The sequence below is a fragment of the Bacillus cereus group sp. BfR-BA-01381 genome (assembly GCF_022663555.1).
GTDB classification, from domain to species: domain Bacteria; phylum Bacillota; class Bacilli; order Bacillales; family Bacillaceae_G; genus Bacillus_A; species Bacillus_A pacificus.
Genome location: NZ_JAKUFR010000041.1, coordinates 32,937 through 44,646, shown reverse-complemented (window position 1 = coordinate 44,646; position 11,710 = coordinate 32,937). Strand labels below are relative to the sequence as shown.

The window sequence follows — 11,710 nt, the reverse complement described above, 5'->3', positions numbered from 1 at the left end:
GCTGCGGCATATGCATAAGTTGTTCAAGTGGAACACCTAATGCTTTTGATAGGCGGACTGCAGTGTCTGGAGAAATTTGTAATGGTCTCATAGAAGTACCTCCTTTTTCGTATAGTATAGCATAAGATTGGGGGAGTGAGGATGACTCTTATATTTGCACATCGTGGTGCAGCGGGAACGTACCCAGAAAATACGATGATTTCATTTGAAGCAGCTGAATCTTTTAAGGCAGATGGAATTGAGCTTGATGTTCAATTAACGAAAGACGGAAAGGTTGTCGTCATTCATGATGAAACAGTGGACCGGACAACGAATGGAAAAGGCGCGGTTCGAAATTATGTATATGAGGATTTATGTAAATTAGATGCGAGCTATAAATTTGGTGATAAAGTAGGTTTTTGTAAAATACCTCTTTTAGAAGAAGTGTTACAATGGATTGAACAAACAGGGTTGTTACTTAATATTGAACTTAAAAATAATAAAATTCCATACAGAGGCTTAGAGGAAGAAGTTATAACGCTTGTACGTAAATTTAATTTAGAAGATCGTGTTATATTTTCTTCATTTAATCACTACAGTATGAAAAGGTGTCATATGATGGCTCCTGATATTCAAACAGCGATTTTATATCGCGAAGGCCTGCATAGCCCGTGGGCATATGCAAAAAAGATGGGAGCTACTGCGGTGCATCCTAATTATCGTTACCTTCAAGATGCCATTGCTGAATTAACGATGGAAAGCGATGTAGAAGTTCGGCCCTATACAATTAATGAAGAAACACTTATGCGTAAATATTTTGATATGAACATATCGGCGATTATTACTGATTATCCTGAAACGGCAAGAACATTATTGCCAATAAAAAAATGAGACCGCGTGTAACGGTCTCATTTTTTTATTGATAAGTAGTAGGACTTTCCTATCTTCTAAAGCGAGCTTGTACTTTATTTCGTTTACGGTCTCGGTGTAAGACGAAGCCACCAAAAATATAAAAACCGAGTCCGAAGCAAAGAGCGCCAATTAAAAATTGTAACCAAAGTATAGAGAGTGGAGGAAATAGAATCCCGAATACTGTATCTCTCATTAACTTAATGCCAAGCACAGCTAATGAAATAGGGATGAGTGCTAATAATAGAGCAAGGTAACGCTGCATATAAACGCTCCTTTTCAGATTATTTCGTTTATTTCAATAATGTTATATGAAAAGGGGGTTTGTCAAGAGGGTGCTGAACGAGTAAGATAAGGGTGTGAAAAATTTTGCAGAGATACTTCGAGAGGAAGTGTAATATATGAAACAAAAAGTTTTAATTGTTGGTGCAGGTGAAGGTGGTAGTACACTGCTACGTCTGTTACAGAGTTCGAATATATTTCAAATTATAGGGATTATTGATATAAATCCGATAGCAAAAGGGTTACAGATGGCAAAGGAATACGGGATTGCAATTGGAGAGAGTGTGACTCCGTTTCTTTCTATGCACATTGATGTAATGTTTGATATGACAGGTGACGCTGATTTACATAAAGATTTATTAAAGAAAAAGCATAAAGATACTCTTCTTATACCAGGTGATATTGCAAAGATTGTTACGAGATTAGCACATGAGAAGGAAGATTTAATTGGAAAGTTAGAAGAGCAAACGCAGCAAGGTGATTTAATTTTAAACTCCACGCATGACGGTATGATAGTGATTGATCAAGAAGGACAAGTTCGCCTATTTAATAAAAGTGCAGAACGTATTATCGGATATAAAAAAGAAGATGCGGTAGGCAAATATATTTTAGAAGTTATTCCGACTAGTAAGTTGCTTCGTATTATACGTACGAAACAAATAGAAGTAAATTATGAACTGACGCTTGAGAATGGAAAGAAAATTATTACAACCCGTATTCCAATATTAAAAGAGGGAGGAGAAGTGCAAGGGGCATTTGCGATTTTTAAAGATATAACAGAGGTTGTAGATCTTGCGGAAGAAGTTACAGATTTAAAGGAGATTCAAACGTTACTTGAGGCTATTATTAACTCGTCTGAGGAAGCCATTTCGGTTGTGGATGAAAAAGGTCGAGGGTTAGTAATTAACCCTGCATATACGAAATTAACAGGCTTAACAGAAGAGGATATTATTGGAAAGCCAGCTACAACTGATATTGTAGAAGGTGAAAGTATGCATATGAAAGTACTTCGAACGCGTAGGGCAGTACGAGGAATACATATGAAGATTGGACAAAAAAAGCGAGACGTAATTGTAAACGTAGCACCAGTCATTGTAAATGGAATATTGAAGGGGAGCGTTGGTGTAATTCGTGACGTATCAGAAATTCAAAAGTTAACAAATGAATTGAATCGAGCAAGGCAAATTATTCGAACGTTAGAAGCGAAATATTCATTTGATGACATTGTCGGAAATTCAGATGAAACAACGGCTGCTATTGAGCAGGCGAAACTGGGGGCGAATACACCAGCAACAGTATTGCTACGCGGGGAGTCAGGGACAGGTAAAGAATTGTTTGCACATGCTATCCATAATGGAAGTAATCGAAAATATAATAAGTTCGTTCGTGTAAACTGTGCAGCTATTTCGGAGACGTTGTTAGAAAGTGAATTATTTGGTTATGAGGAAGGGGCGTTTTCTGGCGCGAAAAGAGGCGGAAAACGTGGATTCTTTGAGGAAGCGAATAACGGCAGTATCTTTTTAGATGAAATAGGCGAACTCTCTGCCAATACGCAAGCGAAACTCCTTCGCGTTTTGCAAGAGAAAGAAATTGTAAAAGTTGGTGGAACGAAAGCAATCCCTATTAATGTCAGAGTAATTGCAGCGACGCACGTGAATTTAGAAAAAGCCATTTTAGAAGGAGAATTCAGGGAGGATTTATATTATCGATTAAATAAAATTCCAATTCACATTCCATCCCTTCGTCAGCGTAAAGGGGATATACCGGCAATCGCAGACAGATTAATTCAAAAAATTAACCAAGATTATGGCCGAAATATAGAGGGGCTCACTAATTCTGCTATTTCATATTTACAATCATATGAATGGCCAGGGAATGTGAGGGAACTTGAAAACATTTTGGGGAGAGCTATTATCTTTATGAATTATAACGAGACTTATATTGATGTACAACATTTACCGCCATTACATAACGAAGAGCAGGTGGAGTCAAAGCAAGCTCATTTATTACCTGAGTTAGAAGAAAAGCCACTTGAGCATTTAGTGACGGAGTTTGAAGGGAATATCATTCATGAATATTTAGAGAGGTTTGGTGGAAATAAAACACAAACAGCAAGAGCGTTAGGAATTTCGGTTCGAAATTTATATTACAAGCTAGAAAAGTATGAGTGTGCAAAAAATAGCATGCAATAAATTGCGTACCGTGCAATTTATTGCATGGTATACAAAAAGCGACAAAATAAGACAGAATCTTTTGTTATTTTCCAAAGTATTGATTTTACTGTGTTTTGAATGCGTTTTCATTATTGGTAAGACCACTTTAAAAAGTTGGCACGGTATTTGCTTAATAAAAAGACGAGGGACGACGGAAAGGGTTGATTACAAAATATGAAGTTAGAACACTTAATTGATCAAGCAGCAGGCCAGCCTAAAAAAACTGTGGCTGTAGCAGTAGCTGAAGATCATGAAGTAATTGAAGCTGTAGCGAAAGCAATTACATTACAGCTAGCTCAATTTCGTCTATATGGAAACCAAGAAAAAATAATGGGGATGTTACAAGAACATAATTTACAAACTTCAGAACATATTGAAGTGATTGCAGCACAGTCAAGTGCTGAGGCTGCAGAACTTTCTGTGAAAGCTGTAAGAAATGGCGAAGCAGATGTGCTTATGAAGGGAAACATCCCAACAGCAAATATTTTGAAAGCTGTATTAAATAAAGAGTGGGGACTTCGTAAAGGTAGTGTACTTTCACACGTTGCAGCATTTGAAGTTCCAAATTACGATCGTCTCATTTTTGTTACAGATGCAGCGATGAACATTGCACCTGATGTAACACAGAAAGCTGCTATTATACAGAATACTGTAGAAGTTGCCCGGGCAATAGGAATTGATTTGCCAAAGGTAGCACCAATTGCAGCGGTAGAGGTTGTGAATCCTGCGATGCAAGCGACAATTGATGCAGCGATGTTAACTCAAATGAATCGCCGCGGACAAATTAAAAATTGTGTCGTTGATGGACCACTTGCTTTAGATAATGCAGTATCACAAATTGCAGCAGAACATAAAGGCATAGTAAGTGATGTAGCAGGTAAGGCAGACATTTTACTCGTCCCAACGATTGAAGCTGGAAATGTGCTATATAAATCACTCGTATACTTTGCGGATGCAAAAGTAGGAGCAATGATTGCTGGCGCAAAAGCACCGATTGTTTTAACATCTCGTGCTGATTCAGCAGAAACAAAAGTATATTCATTAGCATTGGCAGTTGCGACTGCTTCAAAATAAACCAAATAGGGTAAAACAATTAGGGGGAAACGACAATGACATTAGAAATCTTCGAATACTTAGAAAAATATGATTATGAGCAAGTAGTATTTTGTCAAGATAAAGAATCTGGTTTAAAAGCAATCATTGCAATTCATGATACAACACTTGGACCAGCTCTTGGTGGAACAAGAATGTGGACATATGATTCTGAAGAAGCGGCGATTGAAGATGCATTGCGTCTTGCAAAAGGGATGACATATAAAAACGCAGCAGCTGGTTTAAACTTAGGTGGTGCGAAAACAGTAATTATCGGTGATCCACGTAAAGATAAGAGCGAAGCAATGTTCCGTGCATTAGGACGTTACATTCAAGGACTAAACGGACGTTACATTACAGCTGAAGATGTTGGTACAACAGTAGATGATATGGATATTATCCACGAAGAAACTGACTTTGTAACAGGTATTTCACCATCATTCGGTTCTTCTGGTAACCCATCTCCAGTAACTGCATACGGTGTGTATCGTGGTATGAAAGCTGCTGCGAAAGAGGCTTTCGGTACTGATAATTTAGAAGGAAAAGTGATTGCTGTTCAAGGTGTTGGTAACGTAGCATATCACCTATGCAAACATTTACACGCTGAAGGAGCAAAACTAATCGTTACAGATATTAATAAAGAAGCTGTACAACGTGCAGTAGAAGAATTCGGTGCAACAGCAGTTGAGCCAAATGAAATTTACGGTGTTGAATGTGATATTTACGCACCATGTGCATTAGGCGCAACAGTTAATGACGAAACTATCCCACAACTTAAAGCAAAAGTAATCGCTGGTTCTGCGAATAACCAATTAAAAGAAGATCGTCACGGCGACATCATTCATGAAATGGGTATCGTATACGCACCAGATTATGTAATTAATGCAGGTGGCGTAATTAACGTAGCAGACGAGTTATATGGATACAATAGAGAACGTGCATTAAAACGCGTTGAGTCAATTTATGACACAATTGCAAAAGTAATCGAAATTTCAAAACGCGATGGCATTGCAACTTATGTAGCAGCTGATCGTCTAGCTGAAGAGCGCATTGCAAGCTTGAAAAACTCTCGTAGCACATACTTACGCAACGGTCACGACATTATTAGCCGTCGCTAATCATTCATATATTACTTTTACAAAAGGTGTGGTTACCTCTTATGAGGTTTCCACCTCCTTTTGAATTTATTAGTGGAGGTAGCAACAGTGTCTTTAAATCGAATTCTTGTTATTAATCCGGGTAGTACATCCACAAAAATCGGTGTTTTTGATAATGAAAGACCCGTTTTAGAAGAAACTATTCGTCATGACGAAGAACAGATTGGAAAATATAAGCGAATTATTGACCAATATGAGTTTCGTAAAGAAACGATCTTAGAAGTTCTACATTCTCACGGTATTAACATTTCAAAGTTAAACGCAGTTTGTGGACGCGGGGGATTACTTCGTCCAATCGAGGGCGGAACATACACAGTAAACGATGCGATGTTAGAAGATTTGAAAAATGGGTTTAGCGGTCATCATGCTTCAAACCTTGGGGGCATTTTAGCATATGAAATTGCTTCTGGATTAAATATTCCGGCATTCATTGTAGACCCTGTCGTTGTAGATGAAATGGAGCCGATTGCTCGTATAAGTGGTATCGCTGGTATGGAACGTAAAAGTATTTTCCATGCATTAAATCAAAAAGCAGTTGCTCGTAAAGTGGCTGAAGAATTAAACCACAAATATGAGGATTTAAATTTATTAGTTACACATATGGGCGGCGGTATTACAGTTGGTGCTCATAAAAAAGGAAAAGTTATCGATGTGAATAATGGTTTAAATGGAGAAGGACCATTTAGTCCAGAGCGTGCGGGTACAGTACCAGTAGGACAACTAGTTGAAATGTGTTTCTCTGGTGAGTATTACCGAGACGAAATGGTTAAAAAACTTGTCGGACAAGGTGGACTTGTAAGTCTTATTGGTACAAATGATGCGATTAAAGTAGAACAAATGGTTGAAAAAGGTGATCCTGAAGCAACTCTTATTTATAAAGCAATGGCGTATCAAGTTGCAAAAGAAATTGGTGGAGCTAGCGCTGTACTTCACGGGAAAATCGATGCAATTGTATTAACTGGTGGACTTGCTTACAGTAAAATTCTTGTTGATGAAATAAAAGAACGAGTAGACTGGATTGCAGATGTTATCGTACATCCAGGAGAAGATGAATTACAAGCATTAGCAGAAGGGGCACTTCGTGTACTTCGTGAAGAAGAAGCTCCAAAAGAATATATTGTACGTGAAAAAGAAACGGTAGCTAGGGGTTGAGATAATGGCAAAAGAATATGATTTAGTCATCGTTGGCGGCGGTACTGGTGGATATGTTGCTGCTATTCGTGCATCACAACTAGGTTTAAAAACGGCACTTGTTGAAAAAGAAAATCTTGGTGGTACTTGTTTACACAAAGGATGTATTCCTAGTAAAGCCCTTTTACGTAGTGCGGAAGTATACGCAACTGCTAAGAAAAGTGAAGAGTTCGGGGTTATTGCAAGTAATGTAGAACTAAACTTTGCAAAAGTACAAGAGCGTAAAGAGAAGATTGTAACGCAACTTCATAAAGGTGTTCAGCACTTAATGAAACAAGGTAAAATTGATGTGTTTGAAGGTATTGGCCGTATTCTTGGTCCATCTATTTTCTCTCCGATGCCAGGGACAATTTCAGTTGAACTTGCAAGTGGAGAAGAGAATGAAATGTTAATTCCAAAAAATGTACTTATTGCAACAGGTTCTCGTCCAAATTCATTACCAGGTTTAGAATTAGACGGAGAGTACGTAATGTCTTCCGATCATGCCCTAAAAATGGAAACGCTTCCTAGTTCAATTATTATCGTTGGTGGCGGTGTAATCGGTATTGAGTGGGCATCTATGCTTGCTGACTTCGGTGTAGAAGTTACAGTATTAGAGTATGCGAAAACGATACTACCACTAGAAGATCAAGACGTTTCAAAAGAAATGCAACGTCTATTCAAGAAAAAAGGTATTAAAGTGGTAACTGGTGCAAAAGTATTACCAGATACATTGGTAAAAGATAATGGAGTAACAATTCAAGCTGAACATAACGGTGAGAATAAAGAATTTAAAGCAGAAAAAATGCTTGTATCTGTAGGACGACAAGCCAATACGCAAAATATTGGTTTAGAGAATACGGATATCGTTGTGGAAAAAGGATACATTCAAACAAATGAGTTTTATCAAACGAAAGAATCTCATATTTACGCAATCGGTGATGTAATCGGTGGCTTACAGCTTGCTCACGTTGCTTCTCATGAAGGAATTACTGCAGTAGAACATATTGCTGGTAAAGAAGTTACACCAATTGATTATTCTATGGTATCAAAATGCGTATATAGCAGTCCGGAAGTTGCTTCTGTCGGTTTAACAGAACAAGAAGCGAAAGAAAAAGGCTATAAGTTAAAAGTAGGTAAGTTCTCATTCCGTGCAATCGGAAAAGCGCTTGTATACGGCGAATCAGATGGTTTCGTAAAACTTGTAGTTGATGAAGAAACAAATGACATTCTCGGTGTTCATATGATTGGACCACATGTAACAGATATGATTTCTGAAGCTGGTCTTGCAAGAGTACTTGATGCAACACCTTGGGAAGTAGCACATACAATTCATCCGCATCCATCATTATCTGAGGCGATTGGTGAAGCAGCGTTAGCTGTAGATGGAAAAGCGTTACACGCATAAAAATGTGGATTTAGGAGGTTATGAAAAATGGCAGAAGTAAAAGAAAAGCGCCATGAAGAGCTTGGCTTAAGTGATGAGCAAGTATTAGAAATGTTCCGTACGATGTTACTGGCACGTAAAATCGACGAACGTATGTGGTTATTAAACCGTGCTGGTAAAATTCCATTCGTAATTTCTTGTCAAGGACAAGAGGCAGCACAAGTTGGAGCAGCATTCGCTCTTGATAGAGAGAAAGATTATGCATTACCATACTACCGTGATATGGGTGTTGTATTAGCGTTTGGTATGACAGCGAAAGAACTGATGTTATCTGGTTTCGCGAAAGCTGGAGATCCAAACTCTGGTGGTCGTCAAATGCCTGGTCACTTCGGCCAAAAGAAAAATCGTATTGTGACAGGTTCATCTCCAGTAACAACGCAAGTACCACATGCAGTTGGTATTGCATTAGCTGGAAAAATGGAAAAGAAAGATTTAGTAACGTTTGTTACATTCGGTGAAGGTTCTTCTAACCAAGGTGATTTCCATGAAGGTGCAAACTTTGCTGGCGTACACAAGTTACCTGTTATTTTCATGTGTGAAAATAATAAATACGCAATCTCTATTCCAGTTGAAAAACAATTAGCTTGTAAAAATGTATCAGATCGTGCAATTGGATACGGTATGCCTGGATATACAGTAGACGGAAACGATCCGCTTGCAGTATATAAAGCTGTAAAAGAAGCAGCAGACCGTGGCCGACGCGGTGAAGGCCCAACTTTAATTGAAACAGTATCATATCGTTTAACAGCACATTCAAGTGACGACGATGATCGTGTTTATCGTGATAAAGAAGAAGTAGAAGAAGCAAAGAAAAATGATTCAATTATAACATTTGCTGCTTATTTAAAAGAGGTTGGCGTGTTAACTGAGGAATCTGAAAAACAAATGTTAGACGAAATTATGCATATCGTAAACGAAGCAACAGAATATGCAGAAAATGCTCCGTATGCAGCACCTGAAGATGCATTGAAGCACGTATACGCAGAATAGGGGGGAACGTTTCATGGCTGTAATGTCTTATATTGATGCTATTACATTAGCAATGCGCGAGGAAATGGAACGCGATGAGAAAGTATTCGTTTTAGGTGAAGATGTTGGTAAAAAAGGTGGCGTATTTAAAGCGACACACGGATTATATGATCAATTTGGTGAAGATCGTGCGCTAGATACACCACTTGCAGAATCGGCAATCGCTGGGGTCGCAATCGGTGCAGCAATGTATGGAATGCGTCCAATCGCTGAAATGCAGTTTGCGGATTTCATCATGCCAGCAGTAAACCAAATTGTTTCTGAGGCAGCAAAAATTCGTTACCGTTCTAATAATGATTGGACTTGTCCAATTACAGTTCGTGCGCCATTTGGTGGCGGTGTTCACGGTGCATTGTATCATTCACAATCTGTAGAAGCGATGTTTGCAAACCAACCTGGTTTAAAAATCGTTATCCCTTCTACACCATATGATGCAAAAGGCTTACTAAAAGCTGCAATTCGTGATGAAGATCCAGTATTATTCTTTGAGCATAAACGTGCATATCGCTTAATTAAAGGTGAAGTGCCAGAAGATGATTACGTATTACCAATCGGAAAAGCAGATGTAAAACGTGAAGGTGATGATATTACTGTTATCACATACGGATTATGTGTTCATTTTGCTCTTCAAGCGGCTGAAAAGTTAGCACAAGATGGCATCTCTGCACACATTGTTGATTTACGTACTGTATATCCATTAGATAAAGAAGCAATCATTGAAGCAGCTTCTAAAACAGGTAAAGTTCTTCTTGTAACAGAAGACAATAAAGAAGGAAGTATTATGAGTGAAGTGGCAGCAATTATTGCTGAAAACTGTCTGTTTGATTTAGATGCACCAATCGCACGTCTTGCAGGTCCAGACGTTCCAGCAATGCCATATGCACCAACAATGGAAAAATTCTTTATGGTAAATCCAGATAAAGTTGAAAAAGCAATGCGTGAACTTGCGGAATTTTAATCGGGGGGACTATACATGGCTGTAGAAAATATTACAATGCCTCAGCTCGGGGAGAGCGTTACAGAGGGTACAATTAGTAAATGGCTCGTGAATGTTGGCGATCACGTAAACAAATATGATCCGCTTGCAGAAGTAATGACTGATAAAGTAAACGCTGAAGTACCATCTTCTTTCACTGGTATTGTGAAAGAGTTAATCGCTAGTGAAGGTGATACGTTAGCTGTAGGTGAAGTAGTTTGTGTCATTCAAGTAGAAGGCGCAGATGAAGTAGCGGCAACAGCTGTTGAGGAAAAAACAAAAGAAGAACCAAAGGCAGAAGTAGCTAAGCCTGAAAAAGCACCGAAAGCAAAACAACCAACTGATGGAAAACCTCGTTTTTCACCAGCTGTGTTAAAACTTGCGGGTGAGCATAACGTTGATTTAGATCAAGTAGAAGGTACGGGGGCAAACGGCCGTATCACTCGTAAAGATATTTTAAATCTGGTGGAATCTGGAAATGTTCCGCAAGCAGGTGCGGCGAAGAAAGAGGAAGCGGTAGCAGCAGTAGTAGAAGCGCGTCCAGAAGCACCAAAAGCAGCGCCAGTAGCGCAAAAAGTAGAATCTGCGAAACCAGTTTCTGTACCAACAATGCCTGGCGATATCGAAATTCCAGTAACAGGTGTGCGTAAAGCAATCGCAGCGAACATGTTACGTAGTAAACACGAAGCGCCACACGCTTGGATGATGATTGAAGTAGATGTGACAAACCTTGTTTCATACCGTAATTCAATTAAAGGTGATTTCAAAAAGCGTGAAGGCTTTAACTTAACGTTCTTTGCTTTCTTCGTAAAAGCAGTAGCACAAGCGTTAAAAGAATACCCTCAAATTAATTCAATGTGGGCTGGCGATAAAATCGTTCAGAAGAAAGATATTAACCTTTCTATCGCTGTTGCAACAGAGGACGAACTATTTGTACCAGTAATTAAACATGCGGACGAGAAGACAATTAAAGGCATCGCTCGTGAAATTACAGAACTTGCAGGAAAAGTACGTACGAAATCGTTAAAAGCGGACGAAATGCAAGGCGGAACATTTACAATTAATAACACAGGATCATTCGGTTCTGTTCAATCTATGGGTATTATTAATTACCCACAAGCGGCTATTTTACAAGTTGAATCAATTGTAAAACGCCCAGTAATTATGGATAATGGCATGTTTGGTGCTCGTGACATGGTTAACTTATGTTTATCACTTGATCACCGTGTACTAGATGGCTTAATTTGTGGTAAGTTCTTAGGACGTGTAAAAGAAATTTTAGAAAATACGTCAGAAAATAATACATCTGTATATTAAATAAAAAGCTCGCTTATGCGAGCTTTTTATCATCCTATTTCTTCATCTACATCCTACTATATGTATAATACCTTTCCCAGTAATCTTACAATGAACCATTATGTATTAGGAATTTATGAAAATACATTGCTGATATATG

The 11,710-nt window shown here is 38.5% G+C and carries 11 protein-coding genes; 9 read left to right on the top strand and 2 right to left on the bottom strand.

The window, feature by feature from the left end; all coding sequences use genetic code 11:
* A partial coding sequence (locus MR079_RS15705) for a YycC family protein (RefSeq protein WP_242294245.1) occupies positions 1-91 on the bottom strand: 91 nt, incomplete at its 3' end.
* Positions 92-141: 50 nt separating this feature from the next.
* On the opposite strand from MR079_RS15705, the gene MR079_RS15700 reads away from it, so the two are divergent.
* Entirely contained in the window at positions 142-870 is a 729-nt protein-coding gene (locus tag MR079_RS15700) for a glycerophosphodiester phosphodiesterase (RefSeq protein WP_139866720.1), read from the top strand.
* A 49-nt stretch (positions 871-919) separates the two neighbouring features.
* Here the strand turns inward: MR079_RS15700 and MR079_RS15695 are convergent, their stop codons facing one another.
* Positions 920-1,153, bottom strand: coding sequence for a DUF2627 domain-containing protein (locus MR079_RS15695; protein WP_098667350.1), 234 nt, complete (start codon positions 1,151-1,153; stop codon positions 920-922).
* 136 nt (positions 1,154-1,289) lie between these two features.
* Here MR079_RS15695 and MR079_RS15690 point away from each other — a divergent pair, with 136 nt between their 5' ends.
* From MR079_RS15690 to MR079_RS15655, 8 genes are all read left to right on the top strand, one after another.
* Complete coding sequence (locus tag MR079_RS15690; protein ID WP_139866722.1) at positions 1,290-3,362, top strand: sigma-54 interaction domain-containing protein; 2,073 nt, start codon at positions 1,290-1,292, stop codon at positions 3,360-3,362.
* 195 nt (positions 3,363-3,557) lie between these two features.
* Positions 3,558-4,457, top strand: a complete 900-nt coding sequence (gene yqiS, locus MR079_RS15685) for a phosphate butyryltransferase (protein ID WP_000763072.1) — start codon at positions 3,558-3,560, stop codon at positions 4,455-4,457.
* 35 nt (positions 4,458-4,492) lie between these two features.
* Complete coding sequence (locus MR079_RS15680; protein WP_000171362.1) at positions 4,493-5,593, top strand: leucine dehydrogenase; 1,101 nt, start codon at positions 4,493-4,495, stop codon at positions 5,591-5,593.
* A gap of 87 nt (positions 5,594-5,680) precedes the next feature.
* The gene (buk, locus tag MR079_RS15675) at positions 5,681-6,784 is read left to right on the top strand and encodes a butyrate kinase (protein ID WP_098667353.1); all 1,104 of its coding nucleotides are present in this window, start codon (positions 5,681-5,683) and stop codon (positions 6,782-6,784) included.
* Positions 6,785-6,788: 4 nt separating this feature from the next.
* The gene (gene lpdA, locus MR079_RS15670) at positions 6,789-8,210 is read left to right on the top strand and encodes a dihydrolipoyl dehydrogenase (RefSeq protein ID WP_139866724.1); all 1,422 of its coding nucleotides are present in this window, start codon (positions 6,789-6,791) and stop codon (positions 8,208-8,210) included.
* Positions 8,211-8,237: 27 nt separating this feature from the next.
* The gene (gene bfmBAA / locus MR079_RS15665; RefSeq protein ID WP_000852554.1) at positions 8,238-9,239 is read left to right on the top strand and encodes a 3-methyl-2-oxobutanoate dehydrogenase subunit alpha; all 1,002 of its coding nucleotides are present in this window, start codon (positions 8,238-8,240) and stop codon (positions 9,237-9,239) included.
* Positions 9,240-9,252: 13 nt separating this feature from the next.
* A complete protein-coding gene (gene bfmBAB, locus MR079_RS15660; RefSeq protein WP_242294244.1) occupies positions 9,253-10,236 on the top strand; it encodes a 3-methyl-2-oxobutanoate dehydrogenase subunit beta in 984 nt (327 codons plus the stop codon).
* A 15-nt stretch (positions 10,237-10,251) separates the two neighbouring features.
* Positions 10,252-11,571 carry a dihydrolipoamide acetyltransferase family protein gene (locus MR079_RS15655; protein ID WP_139866726.1) on the top strand — a complete coding sequence of 440 codons (1,320 nt, stop codon included), beginning with the start codon at positions 10,252-10,254 and terminating at the stop codon, positions 11,569-11,571.
* Positions 11,572-11,710: the final 139 nt, after the last annotated feature.

Coding starts and splice junctions, on each gene's coding strand:
- MR079_RS15695 (WP_098667350.1), bottom strand. CDS start 1,153: ATGCAGCGTTACCTTGCTCTATTATTAGCACTCATCCCTATTTCATTA.
- yqiS (WP_000763072.1), top strand. CDS start 3,558: ATGAAGTTAGAACACTTAATTGATCAAGCAGCAGGCCAGCCTAAAAAA.
- MR079_RS15690 (WP_139866722.1), top strand. CDS start 1,290: ATGAAACAAAAAGTTTTAATTGTTGGTGCAGGTGAAGGTGGTAGTACA.
- bfmBAB (WP_242294244.1), top strand. CDS start 9,253: ATGGCTGTAATGTCTTATATTGATGCTATTACATTAGCAATGCGCGAG.
- lpdA (WP_139866724.1), top strand. CDS start 6,789: ATGGCAAAAGAATATGATTTAGTCATCGTTGGCGGCGGTACTGGTGGA.
- MR079_RS15655 (WP_139866726.1), top strand. CDS start 10,252: ATGGCTGTAGAAAATATTACAATGCCTCAGCTCGGGGAGAGCGTTACA.
- bfmBAA (WP_000852554.1), top strand. CDS start 8,238: ATGGCAGAAGTAAAAGAAAAGCGCCATGAAGAGCTTGGCTTAAGTGAT.
- MR079_RS15700 (WP_139866720.1), top strand. CDS start 142: ATGACTCTTATATTTGCACATCGTGGTGCAGCGGGAACGTACCCAGAA.
- MR079_RS15680 (WP_000171362.1), top strand. CDS start 4,493: ATGACATTAGAAATCTTCGAATACTTAGAAAAATATGATTATGAGCAA.